This window comes from Bradyrhizobium genosp. A (assembly GCF_049949275.1).
Classification (GTDB): domain Bacteria; phylum Pseudomonadota; class Alphaproteobacteria; order Rhizobiales; family Xanthobacteraceae; genus Bradyrhizobium.
On record NZ_CP188196.1, the window covers coordinates 8,038,068 to 8,061,278 of the forward strand.

Consider the following 23,211-nt stretch of genomic DNA (forward strand, 5'->3'; position numbering starts at 1 on the left):
AATCCTGTTTGCCGCGGAAAAAATTCAGAGGCGGCTTAAGGTCACAGTCGTGAATATGCACCGAATAATAAAGCCCGGGCGATACCGGATTCCCTCCGGGAACCTACGGCTTTGCTCCGCTCTGCCGTCGTCCCCGCAGCCAGACTGCGAATGCGATCAGCACGGCGCCTGCAAGCGCGAACCACGTGACGGCGTATTGCAGATGGTCGTCCTTCAGATGCACGTCGAGCGGACCGGAACGCGGAATGCCGTTCTCGGGCGCCGGCTGTTCGAGATCGATATAGAACGGCGCGACCGTGCCCCAGCCGAGCGCACTTGCGATCGCCAGATGATCGCGCACGAACCACAGCCGCTTGTCGCGGTTCTCGGCCGGCGTCAGCCAGCCCGGTTCTTCGGGGAAGCGCAGATAGCCGGTAAGCGTAACAGGCGCGCCGGTGACGAGCTTCTTCACCGCGCGATCCTCGATGCCGCGCTCCTGCATCGTATTCTCGACGAAGCCCGCATCGATCACGATGATCTCGCCGCTCGGCAGCCGCGCCGGCAGGAAGGCCCATGTGCCGGGGCCGGAGGCATCCTTGCGCACGGCGGAGCCGGACGAATAGACCATCGCATCCGGCGAAGCCGCATAAGTCGCCGTGAAGCTGACGCGGCGAAATTCGTCGCGTGCAGGCGTCAGCGCCGCCCATTGCGCAGGCGGCGGCAGCGCGACGGGTGCGGCCGCGAGGCGCTCGGTGAGTGCCGCGATCAGTTCGTGCTTGGCGGTGCGGCGCTGCAATTGCCAGACACCGAGCGTGACGAAGGCCGCGGTCAGCAGAAGCGTGAACAGCATAAAGCCGGCCACGCGGGGCGTGCGCGCAGTCTCGCTCATTTCGCGCGGTCGACCAGCCGGCCAGGTGCTGCCTTGTGGTGGAATTGCAGCGCGATCAGCAGCGATTTCATCGCGCGTAGCGGCAGAAGGGTGGTTGCAAGGATCAGCGGCAGCCAGAGCACCGCATGCAGCCAGTACGGCGGCTGGTATTTGACCTCAACGATGAGCGCGCAGCCAACCACGATGGCGCCGGCGAGCATGATGATGAAGATCGCCGGACCGTCGCCGGCGTCGATGAAGGCATAGTCGAGGCCGCAATTTTCGCAAGCCGGAGCGAGCGTAAGGAAACCCGCATAGAGCTTGCCTTGGCCGCAGCGCGGGCATTTGCAGGCAAGCCCGCGCTTCGCGCTTTGCAGCACGGTGGTTCGGGACTCGGAGGTACCGGCAGTTTCGTTCATCACGCAGGAGTCTATCACAGTTTCTGCCGGCATCTCGGCAGCGAGAAAGCAAAAGGGCGGCCGCGCGGCCGCCCTTTTCGATCCGATTTCAGCCCGCTCAGTGCGCGCCGTGGGCCATGGTCTCGGCGCCGTGTCCCCAGACATAGATGCAGAGGAACAGGAACAGCCACACCACGTCGACGAAGTGCCAGTACCAGGCGGCGAACTCGAAGCCGAGATGCTGCGTGGGCGTGAAATGGCCGGCATAGGCGCGCGCCAGGCAGACGATCAGGAAGATAGTGCCGACCAGCACGTGGAAGCCGTGGAAGCCGGTCGCCATGAAGAAGGTCCCGCCGTAGACGTTGCCGGCAAACGAGAACGCCGCATGGCTGTACTCATAGGCCTGCACGCAGGTGAAGAGCGCGCCGAGCACGACGGTGAGGATCAGGCCGTACTTGAGGCCCTTGCGATCGCCCTCGAGCAGGGCGTGATGCGCCCAGGTCACCGTGGTGCCGGAGGTGAGCAGGATCAGCGTGTTCAGCAGCGGCAGATGCCAGGGATCGAAGGTCTCGATGCCCTTCGGCGGCCACACGCCGCCGAACAGGGCTTCGCGGGTCGCATGAACGGGATCGGCCGGGAACAGCGCCGCATTGAAATAGGCCCAGAACCAGGCGACGAAGAACATCACCTCGGAGGCGATGAACAGGATCATGCCGTAGCGGTGGCTGATCTGCACGACGCGGGTGTGGTCGCCCTTGTACTGGGCTTCCTTGATCACGTCGCCCCACCAGCTCGCCATGGTGTAGAGCACGCCGATGGTACCGACCCCGAAAATGATCGGCGCGGCAGAGAGCATGTGGTGCATCCAGGTGATCGCGCCGACCGCCATGATGAAGGCCGAGATGGATCCGACCACGGGCCACGGAGAGGGATCGACCAGATGGTAGTCGTGGTGCTTGCCTTGCGCGGTTGCCATTTGCGGTCTCTCTCCTCAATCCCGTGCCTGTGCGGCACTTATCCCCTTATTCCAACCCCTGAGCGTCAACCCGGCGGCTGGAGATTTCCCTTGCGTTTGTCGTCCTCGCCGGAGGCGACCGGCTTCACCACCGGATCGCGCACCGGATAGAACGTGTAGGACAACGTGATCGTGCCGAGCCCGTCATTGTCGTGATCATTGACGATCGACGGATCGACGTAGAACACCACGGGCATCTCGCGCTTCTCGCCGGGCGCCATGGTCTGCTCGGTGAAGCAGAAGCAGTTGATCTTCTGGAAATAGGACCCGACCGTCAGCGGCGCGACGTTATAGGCGGCTTGCCCTGAGGTGGTGCGCGCGGCCTGGTTGGTCACGGTGTAATAAATGGTGGTGACCTGGCCGATATTGACCTCGACCTCGGTCTGCTCCGGCTCGAATTTCCAGGGCAGGCCGCGCGCGACATTGGAATCGAAGCGCACCGTGATCTTCCGCGCGATCGGACCGGTGGCAGGCGCCGAGCTTGCGACCTGGGTCGTGCCGTTGAAGCCGGTGGCGCGGCAGAACCAATTGTAGAACGGCACCGCCGCGTAGGACGCGCCGACCATCAGCGCGACCACGCCGCCGCAGATCGAGGCGACCAGCACGTCACGGCCGAGACCTTTCCTGGCCGTTCGGCTCTGATCCCGCGATATGGTCGGCTCTCGATCCATCTGTCTCACATTGGGCGAACTAGAACCGCCGGTCCCTTGACCATGGTGACGGCGAAAAACAGCACGACGAGAACACCGAGCGCGAGCGCGATTGCGATCGAGCGCTGACGACGGTTCTTCTGCTGCGCCTCGGTGAGGACGATTCCATCTGGCTCGGGTTTGTCAGCCATTCCTGCCTCATGCGCCCCCAACCATCGGAGCAAGCGCCCGAAACACGACCTCGGCCAGCAGGGTCGCGAACAGCGCGAACAGATACAGGATCGAGAAGGCAAAAAGCTTGCGGGTCGCGCGCAGCGATTGGCTGCGTTCGCGGCGCATATAGACGTTGATCGCGAGCACCAGCATGCCGGCGCCGAGCACCAGCGAGGTAACACCATAGACGGCGTCGAAATAGCCGAGCGCCCAGGGTGCGGCGGCGACCGCGATCAGCACGATGGTATAGAGCAGGATCTGGAGGCGGGTCGCGTCGGGTCCGGCGACATTGGGCAGCATCGGAATGCCGGCGCGGGCATAGTCGTCGGAACGGAACAGCGCCAGCGCCCAGAAGTGCGGCGGCGTCCAGAAGAAGATGATGGCGAACAGCAGCAGCGGCTCGACGTCGACCGTGCCGGTCACGGAAGCCCAGGCCACCACCGGCGGCAGCGCGCCGGCGGCGCCGCCGATCACGATGTTCTGCGCGGTCCTGCGCTTCAGGCCCATCGTGTAGATCACGACGTAGAAGAAGATGGTGAAGGCGAGCAGCGCGCCCGCGATCCAGTTGACGAGGATGCCGAGCGTCATCACCGAGAAGAAGGCGAGCGTCATACCGAACGCCATCGCCTCGGGCCGGGTGATGCGGCCGCGCGGGATCGGGCGGTTCGCGGTGCGCGACATCTTGGCGTCGATGTCGCCCTCGAGCGCCATGTTGAGCGCGCCGGAAGCGCCGGCGCCGACGGCAATGCAGAGCAGCGAGGTGATCGCGAGCACCCAGTGGAAGTGTCCCGGCGCCATCGCCATCCCGACCAGTGCGGTGAAGATCACGAGCGACATCACCCGCGGCTTCAGCAGCGCGAGGTAATCGCCGACTTCCGCCTCGGAGATGCGGGGATTGATGTCAATGGCGTTGTGGTCGAGGACGGACACTAATTTGACTCGCTTCGTTCTAGAGCCGCGGCGCCCGTCTCGGGCGCCGCGGAAGTTGGCTTACTGCACGCGGGGCAGCACTTCGAACTGGTGGAAGGGCGGCGGCGAGGACAGCGTCCACTCCAGCGTGGTGGCGCCTGCACCCCAGGGATTGTCACCCGCCGGGACCTTCTTCATGAAGGCGTCGAGCACGCAGTACAGGAAGATCAGCACGCCGAAGCCGGAGATGTAGGAGCCGATCGACGAGACCAGGTTCCAGCCGGCGAACGCATCGGGATAATCGACATAGCGGCGCGGCATGCCCGACAGGCCGAGGAAGTGCTGCGGGAAGAACACCATGTTGACGCCGACGAAGGTGAACCAGAAGTGCGCTTTCGCCAGCGTCTCGTTGTACATGTAGCCCGACATCTTCGGGAACCAGTAGTACCAGCCGGCGAAGATTGCGAACACCGCGCCGAGCGACAGCACGTAGTGGAAGTGCGCCACGACGTAGTAGGTGTCCTGGAGCACGCGATCGACGCCGGCGTTCGCCAGCACGACGCCGGTGACGCCACCAACCGTGAACAGGAAGATGAAGCCCACCGCCCAGATCATCGGGGCGCGGAATTCGATCGAGCCGCCCCACATCGTGGCGATCCAGGAGAAGATTTTTACGCCGGTCGGAACCGCGATCACCATGGTCGCAGCAACGAAGTAAGCCTGCGTCGCCGAGGACATGCCGACCGTGTACATGTGGTGCGCCCACACTACGAAGCCGATGCCGCCGATCGCGACCATGGCGTAGGCCATGCCGAGATAGCCGAACACGGGCTTGCGCGAGAAGGTCGAGACGATCTGGCTGATCATGCCGAAGCCGGGCAGGATCAGGATGTACACCTCGGGATGACCGAAGAACCAGAACAGGTGCTGGAACAGCACGGGATCGCCGCCGCCATCGGGCGCGAAGAACGCGGTGCCGAAATTGCGGTCGGTGAGCAGCATGGTGATCGCGCCGGCGAGCACCGGCAGCGACAACAGCAACAGGAACACCGTCACCAGGATCGACCACACGAACAGCGGCATCTTGTGCAGGGTCATGCCCGGCGCGCGCATGTTGAAGATGGTGGTGATGAAGTTGATGGCGCCGAGGATCGACGAGGCGCCCGCCAGATGGAGTGACAGGATCGCAAAGTCGACGGCCGGGCCCGGGTGACCGGAGCTCGACAGCGGCGCATACATGGTCCAGCCGGCGCCGACACCGTTGGCGCCGGGCTCGCCCTCGACGAAGGTGGACATCAGGAGCAAGGCGAAGGAGGCCGGCAGCAGCCAGAACGAGATGTTGTTCATGCGCGGGAACGCCATGTCAGGCGCACCGATCATCAACGGCACGAACCAGTTGCCGAAGCCGCCGATCATCGCGGGCATGACCATGAAGAAGATCATGATCAGGCCGTGAGAGGTCACGAACACGTTATAAGTGTGCGTTTCGTGGAATATCTGCACGCCCGGATACATCAACTCGGCACGGATCGCGATCGACAGCGCGGCACCGATGACGCCGGCGATGACCGCGAAGATCAGGTACATCGTGCCGATGTCCTTGTGGTTGGTCGAATAGACGTAGCGCCGCCATCCGGTCGGATGGGCGTGCTCGTCATGTCCGTGGTCTTGCGCGTGATCGCCGTGTGCCGCTGCGCTGGTTGCCATTTTCAAATCCTGCCTTGCGTCCCATTCGGACCGTGTGAGGTCCCGCCCTTATGTCGCTTTCAGTCCCTCAAGCCGTCGCCCGGCGCTTACTGCGTCGGGCCGGCTGCGGAGGCGAAAGTGCTGGTGCCGCCGCTCGCATATTTCTTCTTCGCCGATTCAACCCAGGAGGCGAACTCCTGGTCGTTCACCACGCGTATCGCGATCGGCATGAAGGCGTGGTCCTTGCCACAGAGCTCCGAGCACTGGCCGTAGAACATGCCGGTCTTGGTGGCCTTGAACCAGGTCTCGTTCAGCCGCCCCGGAATGGCGTCGATCTTGACGCCGAACGCCGGCAGCGCGAAGGCGTGGATGACGTCTGCGCCGGTGACCTGAACACGAATCACCTTGTTGACCGGCACCACCATCTCATTGTCGACGCCGAGCAGCCGGGGCTGCTTGTCCTGGGCCATCAGCGAGTCGAACTCGAACTTGCCGTTATCCGGATAGGCATAGGACCAGTACCACTGCTTGCCGGTGGCCTTGATGGTCAGATCCGCCTTCGGCACGTCGAGCTCGAGGAACAGCAGGCGGAACGACGGCACCGCGATGCCGACCAGGATTAGCACCGGCACCAGGGTCCACACCACCTCGATCAGCGTGTGGTGGGTGGTCCGCGACGGCACCGGATTGGCCTTCGAATTGAACTTCATCACCACGATCACCAGCAGCGCCAGCACGAACAGCGTGATCACGATGATCAGAACGGACAAGAAGTTGTGGAACCAGACGATATTGTCCATCACCGGAGACCCGGAGGCCTGGAGGTGCCATTCCCACGGCTCCGGCTGCCCGAGCTCGGCGAATGCCGCGCCGCCCGTCGCCAGCGTGATGCCAGCCGCCACCAAGGCGATGGTGGCCAATCCCAGCAAATGCCGGCCCACCCGACTCTTCGACATCCTCATGCCGCTCGCGCTCCCCTTACGAAATCACCCCAGGTGCATTCCCCTATTTCCGGGAAATGCTTATTCGACCCGCCCGTCCGACAAACTGCCGCGCAAGAATACCTCTAAGAGGAATTGGGGCCAGATCGCTCAAACGCCGAAATCAAGCCTCTCAAACCATAATTCTTGATCTATCGCAATGCAGTCTTGAGCCCCCTCTGTCAGCCATCACCCGCAAGATATTTCCCAGTAACATCAGACGAAATACCGTTTCCCGGGATGCCGCGGCTTGACAGCTGAATTGCCCGCGGTAGGCACTGGCAGACAGTTGCGCAGGAACCTGATTCGTGCCGGCGGTGGCGGGCTAAGCGGCGCGGGATTTGCTTGGGAATTGCCTTCAAGACGCCGTCATTGCCGTATCAGTCCACCAGCGCGAGCGAGCAGAGGGACCGACCCCGATGGGGCTTTCGAGATGCATGGCAAGGCCGGCTGATGGCCTCAAGGCGCTGATCGGCCTGCTGGCTGCCGCCCTTTTCCTTGCCCTGCCAAGCCTTTTTCTATCAAGCCTTTTCCTACCCAGCCTCGCCCATGCGCAGGGCGCGGTGCGCTCCGTCCATGGCGACTGGCAGATCCGCTGCGACACCCCGCCGGGCGCTCAGGCCGAGCAATGCGCCCTGATTCAGAGCGTGGTGGCGGAAGACCGCTCCAACGCCGGCCTCACCGTGATCGTGCTCAAGACCGCCGACCAGAAGAGCCGCCTGATGCGCGTGGTCGCCCCCCTGGGCGTCCTCCTGCCCTCCGGCCTCGGGCTGAAGCTCGACAACCAGGACGTCGGCCGCGCCGGCTTCGTCCGCTGCCTGCCCAATGGCTGCGTCGCCGAGGTCGTCATGGACGACAAGCTGCTCGGCCAGCTCCGCAGCGCCAAGACCGCGACCTTCATCATCTTCGAAACCCCGGAAGAAGGCATCGGCTTCCCGCTCAGCCTGAACGGGCTCGGCGAGGGGTATGACAAGCTGCCGTAGGGCTGTTCGGCTCGCGGACGAGGGCGAGCTCTCCGTTTCGTCCGTCGCGTTACGTTTTGTCGATGCGATAAAGCTCCGTCTCGCACCAGCCGCAGCGATAGATGCGGCCTCGGCCGGCGACGGGCCCTTCCAAGGCCTTCTGCCGGCAGGTCGCGCAAACGATGCCGTCAGCAGTGTCGCAGCCAGGATGTGCCGCAAGATAGGCCTCGCGGGTGGGATAGGATGTCCAGAAGCGGCGATAGATCAGCTGATTGGCGAGCAGCACCAGCGCCAGCACGGTGAAGCCGATGATCAGGCCGTGATACTGGTCCCAGAACACAAGCAGGGAATTCCACATGCTTTTGCCGCGGCTCTTGCCCAGAGTGACGCTGTCATACCCGCAAAGCTTGAAAGCCGGCTTAATTCCGAGCCGTATCCATCGTTTCCGTAATGTGACGGCCCGCCCCTCGCGGAACCGTTCCGAAACCATTATCTTGCCGCAGATCCCCCGATAATGGACGGACGCATGACCAACCCTGCCACAACCTCCCTGCTCGACCGTGCCAATCTCGACCGCGACCAGGTTCGCCACGAGGTCGCGCGCGGCCTTGCGGGTGCCGACGACGGCGAATTGTTCCTGGAATACAGCCAGACCGAAGCGCTGATGTTCGACAATGGGCGGTTGAAGCAGGCGACCTATGACACCTCGCAGGGATTCGGCCTGCGCGCGGTGAAGGACGATGCGGTCGGCTATGCGCATTCCTCCGACGTGTCGCTGCCGGCGCTGATTCGCGCCGCCGACGCGGTGGCCGCCGTCCGCGGCGGCTATTCCGGCAGCTTTGCCGCCCCGCCCCCGCGCACCAATGTGCGGCTGTATTCCGACGACAATCCGCTGGACGCGCCGGGCTTCGAGATCAAGGTCAAGCTGCTGGCCGAAATCGACGCCTATCTGCGCGACAAGGATCCACGGGTGCGGCAGGTCAGCGTCAGCCTGGGTGCGACGTGGCAGGTCGTCGAGATCCTGCGGCCCGACGGCGAGAGCTATCGCGACATCCGCCCGCTGGTGCGCGTCAACGTCTCCGTCGTCGCCGGCCAAGGCGACCGCCAGGAGAGCGGCAGCAAGGGTTATGGCGGCCGCGCCGGCTATGCCGAATTCATCGAGACCAAGTCCTGGCGCGACGCTGCCGACGGCGCGCTGCGCGAAGCGCTGGTCAATCTGGAATCGATTCCCGCCCCCGCCGGCGAGATGGACGTCGTGCTCGGCGCCGGCTGGCCCGGCGTGATGCTGCATGAAGCGGTCGGTCACGGCCTCGAGGGCGACTTCAACCGCAAGAAGACGTCGGCCTTCGCTGGCCTGATGGGCCAGCAGGTCGCGGCCAAGGGCGTCACCGTGGTCGACGACGGCACTATTGCCTCGCGCCGCGGCTCGCTCTCGATCGACGACGAGGGCACGCCGACCAACCGCACCGTGCTGATCGAGGACGGCATCCTGGTCGGCTACATGCAGGACCGCCAGAACGCGCGGTTGATGAACATGAAGCCGACCGGCAACGGCCGCCGCCAGGGCTATGCCCATGTGCCGATGCCGCGCATGACCAACACCTACATGCTCGCGGGCGACCGCGATCCGGCCGAGATTCTCGCGGCGGTGAAGAACGGCGTGTTTGCTGCGAATTTCGGCGGCGGACAGGTCGACATCACCTCGGGCAAATACGTCTTCCAATGCACCGAGGCCTACAAGATCGAGAACGGCAAGATCGGCGCGCCGCTGAAGGGCGCCATGCTGATCGGCAACGGGCCGACCGACCTGCATCGCATCCGCATGATCGGCAACGATCTCGCGCTCGATACCGGCATCGGTACCTGCGGGAAGAACGGCCAGGGCGTGCCTGTTGGCGTCGGCCAGCCGTCGCTTTTGATGGAACGCATTACGGTGGGTGGAACGGGCGCATGAGCGTTGAAAAAGTAACTGTCAGCACCAAACGGAAGAGCAGCGGCTGGGCCGGCCAGCTCGTGCAGCTTGCCGGCATCATCGCCGCCGTCTTCATCGCCAAGGGCGCGCTGGCCGAGCCGTTCTACGTGCCATCGGGCTCGATGGAGCCGACGCTGTTGATCGGCGACGCCCTGATCGCCTCGAAATTCCCCTATGGCTACGGCACCTCGTCGCTGCCGATCCAGATCAACCTGCCGGAAACCGGCCGCGTCTTCGCGGAAACGCCGAAGCAGGGTGACGTCGTCGTGTTCCGCTGGCCCGGCGACCGCTCGCAGGCCTGGGTCAAACGCGTCGTGGGCCTCCCCGGCGACCGCATCCAGATGCGACAGGGGCAGCTGTTCATCAACGACCGTCCCGCCGAATTGAAGCCGGATGGCGTTGGGGCCGCCGAGGACGACAATGGCGGCAGCGAACCCGCCTATCGCTACGTCGAGACGCTGCCGAACGGCGTCAAGCACCTGATCTTCAAGATGCGCGACAATGGCCCGCTCGACAACACGCCCGAGGTGAAGGTGCCGGCCGGACATCTGTTCGTGCTCGGCGACAATCGCGACAACTCGGCCGACAGCCGCGTGCCACTGCGGTCCGGCGGCGTCGGCCTGCTGCCGGTCGACAATCTGGTCGGCCGTGCCGATGCCGTGCTCGGCTCCTGGGATCTCGGCATACGCGGCCAGCCGGTGTGGACCTGGCTCTCCGGCTTCCGCCTCGCGCGGTTCTTCACCGCCGTGCACTGAGCTGACTTACCCGCCGCCCTCGCGATGGACCGCCACGACTTCGTCGCACTCGCGCTGAAGAATCCGGTCAACATCGCGATCATCGACGAGCTCCAACGGCTCGCACTGCCGGATGCATGGCTCGTCGCAGGATGCCTCGCGCAGACAGTCTGGAACGTGATCACGGGTCGCGCGATCGATCACGGCATCTCTGACTACGACGTATTCTATTTTGACCCCGACACCTCGTGGGACGCGGAAGACGCGGTCATCCGCAAGCTGCACGCGCGGCTCGCTCCTTTCGGCGTCGAGATCGAAACCCGCAATCAGGCGCGCGTGCACCTCTGGTATTCCGAGAAGCACGGCCTGCCCTATCCGCCTTTGACCTGTTCAACGGATGGCATCGATCGCTTCCTCACGCAGAGCACACAAATAGGCGTGAGGCGCACAGACGACGGTTTTGAGGTCTATGCGCCGCACGGCTTCGATGACGTCGCGGGCCTGATTACGCGCCCCAATCCGAGCCCGAATTTCTCCGCGGCGAATTACGCGGTGAAAGCCGCGAGATGGAAAGCGCTATGGCCGGAGATCACAGTGGTCGCGGCGGAGTGAGATGCCGTAGGGTGGGCAAAGCGAAGCGTGCCCACCAATAGCCATCGCGATCGCGGAGAGAAGGTGGGCACGGCGCTCTGCGCCTTTGCCCACCCTACGACACCTTGTTACGACTTCTACCGCACCACGCCTGACGTGAACCCGGCCTTCCGTCGCGGCGGCTTGATGTCCTTTTTCAGGAAGCAGCGCGCTTCGCGGCCCGTATAGCCGGGACGCGCATAGGTGAAGGCACGGCATTTGTTGTCGGCCGTGCAGGCGGCCTTGCAGACGTCCTCGCCTTCGCCGTCCTTGAGGTCGAAATTGCGCAAATCGCCGCCGGGACGGTCGATCGAGGTCTCGACGCCCTCGACACGCGGCTCGATCACGCCGGCGCCGCGCACGCCGGAGATACAGCAATTGGCGGGCTGTCGCGGCGGCACGGTATTCTTGAGCCAGCACACCGCTGCGGCGCCATCGATATCGGGATAGCTGAAGCTCCAGGAGCGACAGCGGCGATCGCGCTCGCAGAGCAGCGCGCAATCCGCGGGATCGCCTGACGTGACCGGCATGTTGAAATAATCGCCGCCGGGCCGGTCGAACGCCGTCTGGGCGCACGCAGGCCCGCTCGCAAGCGCGAGCGACAGCAGCGTGACGCAGGCCACGAAGACCTTTGCCATGACGGCAGGCAGGCGGCCCTTCCCCATCGGAACAGCTTTCGAGTTATTGACGGCGCTCAGGTTTTTCGGTCGGTCATTTGATCGCCGCAAACCTGTATGGGCGATGAACAGCCTGAATCCCGATCGTTGCCCTAAAGCATGGCCCGGACCCGAAGGGCCGCGTTCGCGCAAAGTGTGACGCGGTTTTTCCGAGCTCTAGAACGCGTATTCCGCGTAGGCTGGTTCCACCGAGCCGTTCCAGGTGCCGTTGAACTTCTCGAGCATCTCCTCGGCCGGGGTGCGGCCGGAATCGATGATGCGGTCGAGTGGCTCCAGATGCCGCGTTTCGTCGCGACCGATCGCGTCGATGCGGCCGCGGCGACGCAGGCCCGCGTGTGCCAGAACGAGGCACTCCTTGGCGATTTCGAAAAGGTAGCGGTCCTTGATCCGCGCCTTGAAGCCAAAGCGCGGCACGTCGTCGCGCAGGGCCTGACGCTCAGGCACGGTCCAGTGCTTCACGAGATCCCAGGCGGCGCCGAGCGACACGTCGTCATAGAGCAACCCGGCCCAGAACGCCGACAGCGCCGGCAGACGGCCCCACGGGCCGCCGTCGGAGCCGCGCATCTCGAGGTAGCGCTTGAGCCGCACTTCCGGGAAGATCGTCGAGAGATGGTTGGCCCAGTCCGAGAGGGTCGGACGCTCACCGGGCAGATTGTTGTTGCGGCCGTCGAAGAAGGCGCGGAACGAGGAGCCCGATACGTCGATGTAATCGTCGCCGCGCTTGACGAAATACATGGGCACGTCGAGCGCATAGTCGACATAGCGCTCAAAACCCATGCCGTCCTCGAACGCCCACGGCATCATACCGGCGCGCGCATTGTCGGTGTCGCGCCAGATCTCGGAGCGGAAAGACAGGAAGCCGTTCGGCTTGCCTTCGGTGAAGGGCGAGTTGGCGAACAGAGCGGTCGCGACCGGTTGCAGCGCCAGCGAGACGCGCAGCTTCTTGACCATGTCGGCTTCGGATGAAAAGTCGAGATTGGTCTGCACCGTGCAAGTCCGGTACATCATGTCGAGGCCGTATTGACCGACCTTCGGCATGTAATTGGTCATGATCTTGTAGCGGCCCTTGGGCATCACCGGGATGTCGGCGCGCGACCAGGACGGCGTCATGCCGAGGCCGAGGAAGCCGATGCCGAGCGGGGTCGCGATCTCGCGCACCTGCGCCAGATGCGCCATCAGCTCGCTCTGGGTCTGGTGCACGTTCTCGACCGGCGCGCCGGAGAGCTCGAACTGTCCGCCGGGCTCGAGCGAGATCGCACCGCCGCCGGTGACGTCGTAGAGGCCGATGATATTGCCCTTCTCCATGATCGGCTCCCAGCCGAGCAGGAGCTTCATGCCTTCGAGCAGTGCGCCGATGCCGCGCGCGCCCTCATAAGGCACCGGACGGTGGCCTTCGAGCGTGAACGGCGTCTTCTCGTGCTCGGTGCCCATCCGGAATTCGGACGGGTCCTTGCAGCCGGCCTCGAACCACGCAACGAGCTCATCGCGCGATTGCAGCGGCGTCATATCGATCTGGTCTCGCGCCATATCAAACTCTAATCAGAAGCGCTTCGATCGAATGCGCGCGGGTGACGGGGATGGTCCGCGAACCCACCGGGCGCGCGGATGTGCTGGTTTGCCGCGCGGTCACCGCGACGGCGAGGTTTCGTTGACGTTGACGACAGGCGGCAGTTTCATCTCGCCGCACGAGCAGCCCAGCCGGTCGAGCAGACCGCTGAGCTTGACGGCATCGGCATCGGACAGTTTCGAGCCGACATATTTCTCGATCGCAGCCGAGTAGGCGCCCCACATCCGCTTCTGCAACTCGCGGCCGGCCTCCGTGATCTCGACGAATTGGCCGCGCTTGTCGATCTTGCATTCGCGCCGGGAGGCCAGCCCCTCATCGACCAGGCGGTCGATCAGGCGCGAGGTGGAGTATTGCGGGATCAGCATCTGGCGCTCGAGTTCCACCGGGCGCAGCTCGCCTGACGGCGCGCGCGACAATTCGAGCAGCGCGTCGTACCATGCCAGCGGCGGAAAGCCGGCCTTCTTCAGGTCCTGCTCGACGCAGTCGAGCACGCGGCTCTGCACCCGCATCAGGCGAATCCAGGCACTGGTTGCCTCGGTCGATGGTTTGCGTTTCATGGTCCCGCTCAAACTCGTCGTCCGCTTCTTACCCCACTCGATGCACCTGCATCAATCTTGACTATTGGATGCAGGTGCATGTAGGCGTTCTTTCGCCCCAACCAAGCGTCAAGAGGAGGAAATTCCATGAAACTGTATTACTCGCCCGGCGCCTGCTCGCTGTCTCCCCATATCGCGCTCCTGGAAGCCGACCTGCCCTATGAGCTGGTCAAGGTCGATATCCGGGCCAAGAAGCTCGAGAACGGTGAAGACTATCTGAAGGTCAATCCCAAGGGTCAGGTCCCCGCGCTGGGCCTCGACAGCGGCGAGATCGTGACCGAAGGCCCGGTCATTGTCCAGATGATCGCCGACAAAGCCCCGGCCAAGGCGCTGGCGCCCGCGCGCGACAGTTCCGAGCGCTACAAGCTGCTCGAATGGCTGAACTTCCTCACCTCCGAGGTGCACAAGAGCTTCGGCCCGCTGTTCGCGCCGGCGCTGAACGACGAGGCCAAGGTGTTCTTTAGGGATCGCGTCATGGGCAAGCTGAAGCACATCGACAGCGAGCTCGCCGGCCGCGACTACCTCATGGGCAAGCAGTTCTCGGTCGCCGACGGCTATCTCTTCACGATGCTGAGCTGGGGCGATCGGCTGAAATTCGACCTCTCGGCGATGCCGCACCTCACCGCCTACAAGGCGCGCGTCGCGGCACGGCCGAAGGTGCAGGAGGCCTTGAAGAAGGAAGGGCTGATCCAGGCCGCCTGAGCCGCGAGAGCGATCGATCTTCCAAGGGCCGGGTCGACGATCCGGCCCTTTTTATTTGCGGCAGCACAGCGCGGGCGCGAACCCATTTTCGCCGGATCATCGTACCTGTCGTTAGACTTATGGACTACTTCTTATGGGCTACTGTTCGCCGAATGTAAGCTTGTCAGTACCCGCGAAGAGGGCGAACCTAGCGGAATTGTTGAAGATTTTTTCGGACTCTCATCGGAGTTGAACTTGGCGATTGCCTTCGTCCTGATCGTGGCAAGTGCGTTGGTGGGAATAGCGACAGGTTACGCTTTCAGGATCTGGGCGCTGGTCGTGATCTCACCGCCAATCGCAGTTTTCTCGGCGATGATTCTTCGCATTTTTGAGTTCGGGATGATGGCCGGTGTGATCGTCATCGCCGTCTGTCTTGCCGTCTGCCAGCTCGCCTATTTCGCTGCAGCCTATTTTCTAAGCGCGCGCAATGTCTCAGCCCATGACGAGGTCGACGGCCAGCCAAGCGAGCCAGGCGAGCAGAGAATCCGCCGAGAGCACGAGTAGCGCCAAGGCGACCCAGACCACCGGCCCCTTGCGGCGCAGGCGCGCCGGCTTTGACGCCGGCGAGACGCGGCCCAGCGCAGGCGTAACAGCGTATTTCGCGGCGAGATCGCGACCAAGCGCGGTCTTCCGCAACACCAAAGAGTTCATCAAGGACACTTTCTTATTTCATCTTCAACTTGCGTTACCCGACTGATCAACAAGAGTGATGCCAAGGCAAAAGAACGGCGCTGCTTCGACGCACCTATGACAATTGCAGAACGGTCCACAACTTTGGCAGGGTTCCTACGCGAAATCTGTGACGGGTTCCACAAATGCGTCTTGACGCAACCGTGATGAGGGGAGCGAACGTGAAAAAGGCCGAATCGACGATCCGGCCTTTTGTAGTCTCCAACGGGGCGACGAGATCAGACGATCAGGCAGCAGCCGCTTTCTTCGGCGCGAAGCGGCCATAGAAAGTTTCACCCTTCGCGGCCATCTCCTCAAGAAGCTTCGGCGGCGTGAAGCGCGAGCCGTATTTCGCCTCCAGCTTATGGCAGAGCTCGACGAACTTCTTCGTGCCCATGAAGTCGATGTAGGACAGCGTACCGCCGGTGAACGGCGCGAAGCCGAAGCCGAGGATCGAGCCGACATCCGCCTCGCGGGGATCGGTGATGACGTGATCCTCCACCGTGCGCGCGGCTTCGACCGCCTGCACGACCAGGAAGCGCTGCTTCAGCTCTTCGACATCGAGCGTGTCCGGATCGAGTTGCTTCGGCTGCAGCGCGGACAGGCCCGGCCACAGGCTCTTCTGACCCTTGCCCTTCTCGGGGTAGTCGTAGAAACCCTTGCTGTTCTTGCGGCCAAGGCGGCCCTGGTTCTCGACCATCTCGACCATCAGCTTCTTCTGATCGGGGTTGATGGCGTTGGGGCCGAGATCGGCCTCGGTCGCCTTCATGATCTTGAGGCCGAGGTCGAGCGCCACTTCATCCGAGAGCGAGAGCGGGCCGACCGGCATGCCGGCCATCCTCGCGCAGTTCTCGATCATCGCCGGCGGCACGCCTTCGAGGAACATCTCGTTGCCTTCGGCGACGTAGCGGCCGACGCAGCGATTGGCGAAGAAGCCGCGGCTGTCGTTGACGACGATCGGCGTCTTGCCGATCTGACGGACATAGTCGAGCGCGGTCGCGAGCGCGAGATCGCCGGTGTTCTTGCCCTTGATGATCTCGACCAGCATCATCTTCTCGACCGGCGAGAAGAAGTGGATGCCGACGAACTTGCCCTGGTCCTTGAAGCTCTCGGCCAGCGAGGTGATCGGCAGCGTCGAGGTATTCGAGGCGAAGATCACGTCCGGCTTCATGTACTCCTGCGCCTTGGCAAACGTGTCAGCCTTGACCTTGCGGTCCTCGAACACCGCCTCGATGACGAGGTCGACGTCCTTCAGGGCAGCATAGTCCGCGGTCGGCCTGATGCGCGCGAGCAGCGCTTCGGCGTCGGCCGGCTTGGCGCGGCCCTTCTTGATCTGGTCTTCGATCATCTTCTGCGCATGCGCCTTGCCCTTGTCGGCGCTTTCCTGGTCGCGATCGATCAGGACGACGTCGAGGCCGGCGCGGGCCGAGACGTAGCCGACGCTCGCGCCCATGAAGCCGGCACCGATCACGGCGATCTTCTTCACCTTGGTCGCGGGCACGTCCTTTGGACGGCGCGCGCCTTTGTTGAGCTCCTGCATCGACAGGAACAGGCTGCGGATCATCGCCGCCGCTTCCTTCGAGCGCAGCACCGAGGTGAAGTAGCGCGACTCCACGCGAAGCGCCGCGTCGATCGGCAGCTGCAGGCCCTCATAGACGCAGCTCATGATCGCGCGCGCGGCCGGATAGTTGTCGTAGGTCTCGCGGCGATAGATCGCGTTGCCGGCGGGGAACATCATCATGCCGGCCTTGGAGAACACCGGGCCGCCGGGCAGCTTGAAGCCCTTCTCGTCCCAGGGCGCGACGGCCTTGCCGCCGCCCTTGATCCAATCCTTCGCTGCCTTGACGAGGTCGGCAGCGGGCACGATGGCGTGAATCAAATTCAGTGCCTTCGCCTTGTCGACCGTGACCGGATCGCCCTTGAGCAAAATGGTCATGGCATCCTGCGGCGGCACCAGCCGCGGCACGCGCTGCGTGCCGCCGGCGCCGGGGAACAGGCCGACCTTGACCTCGGGCAGGCCGAGACGGGTCTTGGGATTCTCCGCCGCCACGCGATAGTGGCAGCACAGCGTGATCTCGAAGCCACCGCCGAGCGCGAGGCCGTTGATCGCAGCAGCCCACGGCTTGCCGGAGGTCTCGATTGAGCGCAGCACTTGCGAGAAGCGCCGGCTCTGCTCGAACAGCATCTGGTTCGCGGCGGTCTCGTCTTGCTCCTTAAGAACCTTGGCGTAGGCCTGGTTCATGCCCTCAAGCATGGACAGGTCGGCACCGGCGCAGAACGCTTCCTTCGCCGAGGTGATGACGACGCCCTTCACAGCGGCGTCACCGGTCGTTTCCTTGACGATCGCGTCGAGCTCGCTGGTCGAGGTCTCGTCGAGCACGTTCATCGAACGGCCCGGAATGCCCCAGGTGACCAGCGCGATGCCGTCGGAATCGGCCTCAACCCTGAAGTTCTTGTAAGCCATGTTGGTTGCTCCCTACCCTTTACACGCGCTCGATGATGGTGGCGGTGCCCATGCCGCCGCCAATACACAGCGTCACCAGGGCGGTGGACTTGTTGGTGCGCTCAAGCTCGTCGAGCACGGTGCCGAGGATCATGGCACCGGTCGCGCCGAGCGGATGACCGAGCGCGATCGCGCCGCCATTGACGTTGATCTTGGCGTTGTCGATGTCGAAGGCCTGGATGTAACGCAGCACGACCGAGGCGAAGGCCTCGTTGAGCTCGAACAGGTCGATGTCCGACTTCTTCATGCCGGAGCGCGCGAACAGCTTTTCGGTGACGTCGACCGGACCCGTCAGCATCATCGCCGGCTCGGAGCCGATGTTGGCAAAGGCGCGGATTTTTGCGCGCGGCTTGAGACCGTACTTCGCGCCCGCTTCCTTGCTGCCGAGCAGGACGGCGCCGGCGCCATCGACGATGCCGGAGGAGTTGCCGGCATGGTGCACGTAATTGACGCGCTCGATCTCGGGATGCGACTGCACTGCGACGCCGTCAAAACCGCCCATCTGCGCCATCATCGTGAACGACGGCTGCAGCTGCGCCAGCGACTGCATCGTGGTCGAGGGACGCATGTGCTCGTCCTTGGCGAGGATGGTGAGGCCGTTGATGTCCTTCACCGGCACGACCGACTTGTTGAAGCGGCCTTCTTCCCAGGACTTCGCGGCGCGCTGCTGGCTCTGCACCGCATAGGCATCGACGTCGTCGCGCGAGAAGCCGTATTTGGTAGCGATGAGGTCGGCCGAAACGCCTTGCGGCATGAAGTATGAGGGCACCGCCATCGAGGGGTCCATCGGCCAGGCACCGCCGGAGGCGCCGATGCCGACGCGGCTCATCGATTCCGCGCCGCCGCCGATCACCAGCTCATGCTGGCCGGCCATGATCTGCGCGGCCGCAAAGTTCACGGCGTCGAGGCCGGAGGCGCAGAAGCGGCTGATCTGCACGCCGGGGACGGCTTCGCCGAGACCTGCCTTGAGCGCCGCGAAGCGCGCGATGTCGGAGCCGGCTTCGCCGACCGGATCGACCACGCCGAGCACGACGTCGTCGACGGAGTCTTCCGGCAGGTTGTTGCGGTCCTTCAGCGCCTTGAGCGGCACGGTGGCGAGTGCCAGCGCGGTGACTTCGTGCAGCGCGCCGTCCGCCTTGCCGCGGCCGCGGGGGGTGCGAACGTGATCGTAGATGAATGCCTCAGGCATGACGCCCTCCTGATCTGGTGTTCGAATTTTGATTGCGCGGAAGCAAGCTCAGAACGCTTCCGCCGGCAGTTCCATGATGGTAGCGCAGCCGGACTGGATGCGCGCGAGATTGGCCGCGGTCTCCGGCAGCATGCGCTCCATGAAGAAACGGCCCGTGACGAGCTTGGTCGAGAGATAGGGCGTCGCCCCGCTGGCGGCAATCTTGGCCTGGGTGACTTTCGCCATCTTCGCCCACATGTAGCCGAGCGCGACGAAGCCGAAGAGATGCAGGTAATCGGTCGCGGCTGCTCCGGCATTGTCCGGTTTCGCCATCGCGTTCTGCATCAGCCATGTCGTGGCCTGCTGGAGATGGCCGAGCGAAACCGAGAGCGGGGTGATGAAAGGCTTGAGCGCCTCGTCGCCGCCGTTCTCCTTGGCGAAGGCCATGACCTCGCCGAAGAACGCCGTGATGGCGCGGCCGCCGTCGCGCGGCAGCTTGCGGCCGACGAGGTCGAGCGCCTGGATGCCGTTGGCGCCCTCATAGATCATCGCGATGCGGGCATCGCGCACGAACTGCTCCATGCCCTGCTCGGCGATGTAGCCGTGACCGCCATACATCTGCTGCGCCTGCACCGCGTTGGCGAAGCCGTAGTCGGTGAGAAAACCCTTCAGCACGGGCGTCATCAGGCCCATGTGATCGTCGGCGGCCTGACGGTCCTTCGGGTCCTCCGAGCGATGGGCAACGTCGCTCTTCAGCGCGGTCCACATCACGAAGGCGCGCGCGGCCTCGTTGAAGGCGCGGATCGACAGCAGCGTGCGGCGCACGTCGGGATGCACGATGATCGGATCGGCCAGCTTGTCCGGCGCCTTCACGCCGGTCAGCGAGCGGCCCTGGATGCGCTCGCGCGCGTAGGCGACCGCGTTCTGATAGGCGACCTCGGACTGCGCGAGGCCCTGCACGGCGACGCCGAGGCGGGCCTCGTTCATCATTACGAACATGCCTTGCATGCCCTTGTTCTCTTCGCCGATCAGCCAGCCGGTGGCGCTGTCGTAGTTCATCACGCAGGTGGAATTACCGTGGATGCCCATCTTGTGCTCGATCGAGCCGCAGACGACACCGTTGCGGGCGCCGACCGATCCGTCGGCATTCACCAGGAATTTCGGCACCACAAACAGCGAGACGCCCTTGATGCCCGCAGGCGCGCCCTCGATGCGGGCGAGCACGAGATGGATGATGTTCGGGGCGAGGTCATGCTCGCCGGCCGAGATGAAGATCTTGGTGCCCGTGATCTTGAAGCTGCCGTCGGGCTGGCGCACCGCCTTGGTGCGGAGCATGCCGAGATCGGTGCCGCACTGCGGCTCGGTCAGGTTCATGGTGCCGGTCCATTCGCCCGCGACCATCTTCGGCACGTAGGTCTGCTTCTGCTCCGGCGTGCCATGAACGATCAGCGCGGCGGTCGCGCCCATGGTGAGGCCGCCATACATCGAGAACGCCATGTTGGCGGAGATCTGGAATTCGTTGACGGCTTGCGAGAGCGTCACCGGCAGGCCCTGGCCGCCGAACTCGGTCGGCGCCGACAGGCCGAGCCAGCCGCCCTCGGCCACTTGCTTGAACGCATCCTTAAAACCCTTCGGCGTGGTGACGCTGCCGTCCTCAGTGCGCTTGCAGCCTTCGAGATCGCCGACGCGGTTGAGCGGCTGCAGCACCTCCTCGGCGAGCTTGGCGGCTTCGCCCAGGATGGCCTCGCGCACGTCGCTCGAGGCATCGGAGAAGCCGGCGAGATTGTCGTAGCGGTCGATCTGGAAGACATCGTTGAGCAGGAAGTTCACGTCTTCGACGGGGGCTTTGTAGATCGGCATGGTGGTCTCCCGGCAGGCCTTGAAGCGATGAGCCTTGAAGTGATGGATTCTCTAGGATTGGGCGGCGAGCTGCTCCGCCATCAGGCGATGCAGCATGTTGATCGCCTTGAGCGGGCGCACCATCACCTTGAAATTTGTGATCCGACCCTCGGCATCGAAAGTGATGATGTCGACGCCGTTGATCTCGATGCCGTCGATCATGGTCTTGAATTCGAGCACGGCGCCGTCAGCGCTTGTCCACTCGCCGACATAGGTGAAGCCGGGACCGCCGAGCACCTTCTCGGCGCTGGCGAGATATTTGAAGGTGATGTCGCGCCCGCGCTGCGGCGAGTGCACGACCGGGCTTTCGAACATGGCGTCAGGATGGAGCAGGTCCCAGAGCGCTTTCGCATCATGGGACTTCATGAAGCTGTACCAGGAGTCGAGGCCGGTCATGGTCAGGGTGCCTCCCTTGAATCGAACGCCTTGAATCGGACGCGTTGGCAAAGACGCGAAAACAACCCCATGCACAGTAGCGAGGAGGTTGATTCCACTGGGTTTCCCTGATCGGTTCTTGAGCCCGACCTTGGGTCGCCTCATATGCACATTGACGCATATGCGTCGATGCGCATAAAGTCAAGCTGCTTGGTCAAGGTCACGGGGAGGAGGCAGGTCACATGGCACTGGGCGACGCGATCCTCGCATGCCTGACGGAACGTCCGATGACGGGCTACGAGCTCGCCAAGACATTCGACTCCTCGGTCGGCTTCTTCTGGAAGGCCGACCACCAGCAAATCTACCGTGAACTCTCCAAGCTGCGCGACCGTGGCTACATCCAGGGCCGCGAGGTCGTGCAATCCGGCAAGCCCAATAAACTCATCTATACGCTGACTCCGGAAGGCCGAACAGCGCTGCGGCACTGGGCCGCGCGACCGAGCACCCCGCCCTCGATCAAGGACGACCTGCTGGTCCGGCTGCATGCCCTCGACAGCATCGACATCGAGCCGATCCGCACCGATTTGATGGACCGCCTGGAGCATCACCGCGACCGGCACGAGAATTACGAGCGGATTCTGAAAAAGCGTTTTCCGGAAGGCACGGCGTCGGGTGTGCTCGACCTCGGCAATCTGCTGCTGCTCCGCCTCGGTGCCCGGCACGAGCAGATGGTGGCCGATTTCTGCGAAGAAGCGCTCGAGGCGCTGTCGGCGATGAGCGGCAAGGCCACGGTGGTGCCGCTGGACGACGGCAAGCGCGAGGGCAAGGGTTAGGCCGCAGCGACGCCTAGAACTTCGTCACGACGGGCTTGTCATCCCAGTTGAACCGGACGTTCACGCCGGCGCGGACGATATCGTCGGTCAGCCGGACGTCGCGCGTGGCAACCGCCGCCGGCCCGAGGAGAGGCCGCGTCTCGAAATATCGCTTGCTGCCGAAATCGGTGTGAACATATTCGAGCTTGAAGCTCACGGCGCCCCAGGTGTCGGTCCAGGCTGCCCATTCGCCGCCCAGTCCGGCCGCAAGACCGGTCCGCGTTCTGGACTCGGTCACGGCCCCGGCAGGATCGGATACAGTGACGGCGGTACCGGCAAAGGCGATGCCGGCGGTCCCGTAGATCAGAAACTGATCGAGCGCGTAGCCAACGCGGCCGCGGAACATGTCGATCCATCTCTCGCGCGTGGTGCTCGTCGCCGTGACGTTGAACGGCGGCATGTCGGGCGCGGAGCCGTGCTTGTTGGTCCATGAGGCGTCGTTCTCGAAGCCGAGCACGGTCTTCTCGATCTGGAAATCACAGCCGAATGCCCCGCCCGCGACGCCGCCAGTGAGATTGAAGGTGCCGGAAATCGTGGGGCCGACGGCGTCGCCGGCACGCGCGACGTCCTCACTCTTGCCCCAGGAGCCGCCGCCCTGGACGCCGACATAGCAGCTGGTCCAGTTGAAGCCTGCGGGCGCCGGCGCCTTGACCACGGGCTTTGCCGCCGGGGCATCGGCGGCAAAGGCGGGCGATGCCAGGCCGGCCGCGAGCGCGGCCACGAGCAACCATTTCATGTCAGCAACAATCTGCTCAGGCAGAGCGCCGAACGCGGCGCTCTCTATCCCTGAGACGGGTCGGGCGGGCCTGCGGCGAAAATTTTGTCGGCGGGGGCGCTGTCACCTCTCCCGCTTACGCTTGCGGGAGAGCATAGGCCGCCTTCGGCGGCCGTTCTCAAGTGACGCCGAGGCAAAGCCTCGGCTATGCCGAAGGCGCGGGTGAGGGCTTTCTCTCCTCTTGGGGATTCTCGATTGGGGAAGCACCCTCTCCCCAACCCTCCCCCGCAAGCGCAGGGCAATCGCATATGGCATTTTGCGCGACCTGAGCGCGCGCCTCGTCCTTCGAGACGACCGCTTTGCGGTCTCCTCAGGATGAGGCTAAGCAGCATCGGTGTTCGTCAAAAACTACGGCCGCACATTCGGTCCTCAT

24 protein-coding genes are annotated in these 23,211 nt (G+C 63.9%); 7 read left to right on the top strand and 17 right to left on the bottom strand.

Annotation, left to right across the window (positions count from 1 at the left end):
- Positions 1–103: 103 nt before the first annotated feature.
- The 8 genes from ACP2YP_RS37685 to coxB all read right to left on the bottom strand — a co-directional run bounded on the left by ACP2YP_RS37685 (position 104) and on the right by coxB (position 6,680).
- Positions 104–868 (bottom strand): SURF1 family protein, encoded by a 765-nt coding sequence (locus tag ACP2YP_RS37685; RefSeq protein WP_426421345.1) that lies wholly within the window; start codon positions 866–868, stop codon positions 104–106.
- The gene (locus ACP2YP_RS37690; RefSeq protein ID WP_426421346.1) at positions 865–1,266 is read right to left on the bottom strand and encodes a DUF983 domain-containing protein; all 402 of its coding nucleotides are present in this window, start codon (positions 1,264–1,266) and stop codon (positions 865–867) included. Before ACP2YP_RS37690 ends, ACP2YP_RS37685 begins: the two co-directional genes overlap by 4 nt.
- A 97-nt stretch (positions 1,267–1,363) precedes the next feature.
- Complete coding sequence (locus tag ACP2YP_RS37695) at positions 1,364–2,221, bottom strand: cytochrome c oxidase subunit 3 (protein WP_426421347.1); 858 nt, start codon at positions 2,219–2,221, stop codon at positions 1,364–1,366.
- A 65-nt stretch (positions 2,222–2,286) separates the two neighbouring features.
- Complete coding sequence (locus ACP2YP_RS37700) at positions 2,287–2,931, bottom strand: cytochrome c oxidase assembly protein (RefSeq protein ID WP_426421348.1); 645 nt, start codon at positions 2,929–2,931, stop codon at positions 2,287–2,289.
- Positions 2,932–2,936: 5 nt separating this feature from the next.
- Positions 2,937–3,101: a CoxF protein gene (locus ACP2YP_RS37705; RefSeq protein WP_426421349.1), complete on the bottom strand. Its 165-nt coding sequence runs from the start codon at positions 3,099–3,101 to the stop codon at positions 2,937–2,939.
- 7 nt (positions 3,102–3,108) lie between these two features.
- Entirely contained in the window at positions 3,109–4,053 is a 945-nt protein-coding gene (locus ACP2YP_RS37710; protein ID WP_426421350.1) for a heme o synthase, read from the bottom strand.
- A 60-nt stretch (positions 4,054–4,113) separates the two neighbouring features.
- Complete coding sequence (ctaD, locus tag ACP2YP_RS37715; protein ID WP_426421351.1) at positions 4,114–5,739, bottom strand: cytochrome c oxidase subunit I; 1,626 nt, start codon at positions 5,737–5,739, stop codon at positions 4,114–4,116.
- An 86-nt stretch (positions 5,740–5,825) separates the two neighbouring features.
- Entirely contained in the window at positions 5,826–6,680 is an 855-nt protein-coding gene (coxB, locus tag ACP2YP_RS37720) for a cytochrome c oxidase subunit II (protein WP_426421352.1), read from the bottom strand.
- Positions 6,681–7,117: 437 nt separating this feature from the next.
- Here coxB and ACP2YP_RS37725 point away from each other — a divergent pair, with 437 nt between their 5' ends.
- Positions 7,118–7,681, top strand: coding sequence for an invasion associated locus B family protein (locus tag ACP2YP_RS37725; RefSeq protein WP_426421353.1), 564 nt, complete (start codon positions 7,118–7,120; stop codon positions 7,679–7,681).
- A gap of 49 nt (positions 7,682–7,730) precedes the next feature.
- On the opposite strand, the gene ACP2YP_RS37730 is transcribed toward ACP2YP_RS37725, so the two are convergent.
- A complete protein-coding gene (locus ACP2YP_RS37730; protein ID WP_426421354.1) occupies positions 7,731–8,018 on the bottom strand; it encodes a hypothetical protein in 288 nt (95 codons plus the stop codon).
- A 168-nt stretch (positions 8,019–8,186) separates the two neighbouring features.
- Here ACP2YP_RS37730 and tldD point away from each other — a divergent pair, with 168 nt between their 5' ends.
- The 3 genes from tldD to ACP2YP_RS37745 are packed head-to-tail and all read left to right on the top strand — an operon-like array spanning position 8,187 to position 10,978.
- The gene (tldD, locus tag ACP2YP_RS37735) at positions 8,187–9,614 is read left to right on the top strand and encodes a metalloprotease TldD (RefSeq protein WP_426421355.1); all 1,428 of its coding nucleotides are present in this window, start codon (positions 8,187–8,189) and stop codon (positions 9,612–9,614) included.
- Positions 9,611–10,387 (top strand): signal peptidase I, encoded by a 777-nt coding sequence (gene lepB, locus ACP2YP_RS37740; protein WP_426421356.1) that lies wholly within the window; start codon positions 9,611–9,613, stop codon positions 10,385–10,387. Before tldD ends, lepB begins: the two co-directional genes overlap by 4 nt.
- Before the next feature lie 24 nt (positions 10,388–10,411).
- The gene (locus ACP2YP_RS37745) at positions 10,412–10,978 is read left to right on the top strand and encodes a nucleotidyltransferase family protein (RefSeq protein ID WP_426421357.1); all 567 of its coding nucleotides are present in this window, start codon (positions 10,412–10,414) and stop codon (positions 10,976–10,978) included.
- A 116-nt stretch (positions 10,979–11,094) separates the two neighbouring features.
- Here the strand turns inward: ACP2YP_RS37745 and ACP2YP_RS37750 are convergent, their stop codons facing one another.
- From ACP2YP_RS37750 to ACP2YP_RS37760, 3 genes are all read right to left on the bottom strand, one after another.
- Positions 11,095–11,661, bottom strand: coding sequence for a PAN domain-containing protein (locus tag ACP2YP_RS37750; RefSeq protein WP_426421358.1), 567 nt, complete (start codon positions 11,659–11,661; stop codon positions 11,095–11,097).
- A 168-nt stretch (positions 11,662–11,829) separates the two neighbouring features.
- Positions 11,830–13,200: a glutamate--cysteine ligase gene (locus ACP2YP_RS37755; RefSeq protein WP_426421359.1), complete on the bottom strand. Its 1,371-nt coding sequence runs from the start codon at positions 13,198–13,200 to the stop codon at positions 11,830–11,832.
- A 99-nt stretch (positions 13,201–13,299) separates the two neighbouring features.
- Positions 13,300–13,797, bottom strand: coding sequence for a MarR family winged helix-turn-helix transcriptional regulator (locus tag ACP2YP_RS37760; protein WP_027533069.1), 498 nt, complete (start codon positions 13,795–13,797; stop codon positions 13,300–13,302).
- 126 nt (positions 13,798–13,923) lie between these two features.
- Here ACP2YP_RS37760 and gstA point away from each other — a divergent pair, with 126 nt between their 5' ends.
- Positions 13,924–14,538 carry a glutathione transferase GstA gene (gstA, locus tag ACP2YP_RS37765; protein ID WP_426421360.1) on the top strand — a complete coding sequence of 205 codons (615 nt, stop codon included), beginning with the start codon at positions 13,924–13,926 and terminating at the stop codon, positions 14,536–14,538.
- A 234-nt stretch (positions 14,539–14,772) separates the two neighbouring features.
- The gene (locus ACP2YP_RS37770) at positions 14,773–15,081 is read left to right on the top strand and encodes a hypothetical protein (RefSeq protein ID WP_426421361.1); all 309 of its coding nucleotides are present in this window, start codon (positions 14,773–14,775) and stop codon (positions 15,079–15,081) included.
- 412 nt (positions 15,082–15,493) lie between these two features.
- Here the strand turns inward: ACP2YP_RS37770 and ACP2YP_RS37775 are convergent, their stop codons facing one another.
- From ACP2YP_RS37775 to ACP2YP_RS37790, 4 genes are read right to left on the bottom strand one after another with little or no spacing between them, the layout of a single operon-like run.
- Complete coding sequence (locus tag ACP2YP_RS37775) at positions 15,494–17,710, bottom strand: FAD-dependent oxidoreductase (protein ID WP_426421362.1); 2,217 nt, start codon at positions 17,708–17,710, stop codon at positions 15,494–15,496.
- A 19-nt stretch (positions 17,711–17,729) separates the two neighbouring features.
- On the bottom strand, positions 17,730–18,938 hold the full coding sequence (locus ACP2YP_RS37780) for an acetyl-CoA C-acetyltransferase (protein ID WP_426421363.1): 1,209 nt from the start codon (positions 18,936–18,938) through the stop codon (positions 17,730–17,732).
- Positions 18,939–18,986: 48 nt separating this feature from the next.
- Complete coding sequence (locus tag ACP2YP_RS37785; RefSeq protein WP_426421364.1) at positions 18,987–20,777, bottom strand: acyl-CoA dehydrogenase C-terminal domain-containing protein; 1,791 nt, start codon at positions 20,775–20,777, stop codon at positions 18,987–18,989.
- Positions 20,778–20,828: 51 nt separating this feature from the next.
- The gene (locus tag ACP2YP_RS37790) at positions 20,829–21,212 is read right to left on the bottom strand and encodes a nuclear transport factor 2 family protein (RefSeq protein ID WP_426421365.1); all 384 of its coding nucleotides are present in this window, start codon (positions 21,210–21,212) and stop codon (positions 20,829–20,831) included.
- A 221-nt stretch (positions 21,213–21,433) separates the two neighbouring features.
- Here ACP2YP_RS37790 and ACP2YP_RS37795 point away from each other — a divergent pair, with 221 nt between their 5' ends.
- A complete protein-coding gene (locus ACP2YP_RS37795; protein ID WP_426421366.1) occupies positions 21,434–22,024 on the top strand; it encodes a PadR family transcriptional regulator in 591 nt (196 codons plus the stop codon).
- Between the two features lie 13 nt (positions 22,025–22,037).
- On the opposite strand, the gene ACP2YP_RS37800 is transcribed toward ACP2YP_RS37795, so the two are convergent.
- On the bottom strand, positions 22,038–22,799 hold the full coding sequence (locus tag ACP2YP_RS37800; protein ID WP_426421367.1) for an outer membrane protein: 762 nt from the start codon (positions 22,797–22,799) through the stop codon (positions 22,038–22,040).
- Between the last annotated feature and the right edge of the window lie 412 nt (positions 22,800–23,211).

Excerpts from the sequence above, each read along its gene's own strand:
- ACP2YP_RS37775 (WP_426421362.1), bottom strand. The coding sequence starts at position 17,710 with ATGGCTTACAAGAACTTCAGGGTTGAGGCCGATTCCGACGGCATCGCG.
- lepB (WP_426421356.1), top strand. The coding sequence starts at position 9,611 with ATGAGCGTTGAAAAAGTAACTGTCAGCACCAAACGGAAGAGCAGCGGC.
- ACP2YP_RS37790 (WP_426421365.1), bottom strand. The coding sequence starts at position 21,212 with ATGACCGGCCTCGACTCCTGGTACAGCTTCATGAAGTCCCATGATGCG.
- ACP2YP_RS37695 (WP_426421347.1), bottom strand. The coding sequence starts at position 2,221 with ATGGCAACCGCGCAAGGCAAGCACCACGACTACCATCTGGTCGATCCC.
- ACP2YP_RS37750 (WP_426421358.1), bottom strand. The coding sequence starts at position 11,661 with ATGGGGAAGGGCCGCCTGCCTGCCGTCATGGCAAAGGTCTTCGTGGCC.
- ACP2YP_RS37700 (WP_426421348.1), bottom strand. The coding sequence starts at position 2,931 with ATGGATCGAGAGCCGACCATATCGCGGGATCAGAGCCGAACGGCCAGG.
- ACP2YP_RS37800 (WP_426421367.1), bottom strand. The coding sequence starts at position 22,799 with ATGAAATGGTTGCTCGTGGCCGCGCTCGCGGCCGGCCTGGCATCGCCC.
- ACP2YP_RS37730 (WP_426421354.1), bottom strand. The coding sequence starts at position 8,018 with ATGTGGAATTCCCTGCTTGTGTTCTGGGACCAGTATCACGGCCTGATC.
- ACP2YP_RS37760 (WP_027533069.1), bottom strand. The coding sequence starts at position 13,797 with ATGAAACGCAAACCATCGACCGAGGCAACCAGTGCCTGGATTCGCCTG.
- ACP2YP_RS37755 (WP_426421359.1), bottom strand. The coding sequence starts at position 13,200 with ATGGCGCGAGACCAGATCGATATGACGCCGCTGCAATCGCGCGATGAG.
- ACP2YP_RS37795 (WP_426421366.1), top strand. The coding sequence starts at position 21,434 with ATGGCACTGGGCGACGCGATCCTCGCATGCCTGACGGAACGTCCGATG.
- ctaD (WP_426421351.1), bottom strand. The coding sequence starts at position 5,739 with ATGGCAACCAGCGCAGCGGCACACGGCGATCACGCGCAAGACCACGGA.
- ACP2YP_RS37685 (WP_426421345.1), bottom strand. The coding sequence starts at position 868 with ATGAGCGAGACTGCGCGCACGCCCCGCGTGGCCGGCTTTATGCTGTTC.
- ACP2YP_RS37690 (WP_426421346.1), bottom strand. The coding sequence starts at position 1,266 with ATGAACGAAACTGCCGGTACCTCCGAGTCCCGAACCACCGTGCTGCAA.
- gstA (WP_426421360.1), top strand. The coding sequence starts at position 13,924 with ATGAAACTGTATTACTCGCCCGGCGCCTGCTCGCTGTCTCCCCATATC.
- ACP2YP_RS37725 (WP_426421353.1), top strand. The coding sequence starts at position 7,118 with ATGGGGCTTTCGAGATGCATGGCAAGGCCGGCTGATGGCCTCAAGGCG.
- ACP2YP_RS37780 (WP_426421363.1), bottom strand. The coding sequence starts at position 18,938 with ATGCCTGAGGCATTCATCTACGATCACGTTCGCACCCCCCGCGGCCGC.
- ACP2YP_RS37745 (WP_426421357.1), top strand. The coding sequence starts at position 10,412 with ATGGACCGCCACGACTTCGTCGCACTCGCGCTGAAGAATCCGGTCAAC.
- coxB (WP_426421352.1), bottom strand. The coding sequence starts at position 6,680 with ATGAGGATGTCGAAGAGTCGGGTGGGCCGGCATTTGCTGGGATTGGCC.
- ACP2YP_RS37785 (WP_426421364.1), bottom strand. The coding sequence starts at position 20,777 with ATGCCGATCTACAAAGCCCCCGTCGAAGACGTGAACTTCCTGCTCAAC.
- tldD (WP_426421355.1), top strand. The coding sequence starts at position 8,187 with ATGACCAACCCTGCCACAACCTCCCTGCTCGACCGTGCCAATCTCGAC.
- ACP2YP_RS37705 (WP_426421349.1), bottom strand. The coding sequence starts at position 3,101 with ATGGCTGACAAACCCGAGCCAGATGGAATCGTCCTCACCGAGGCGCAG.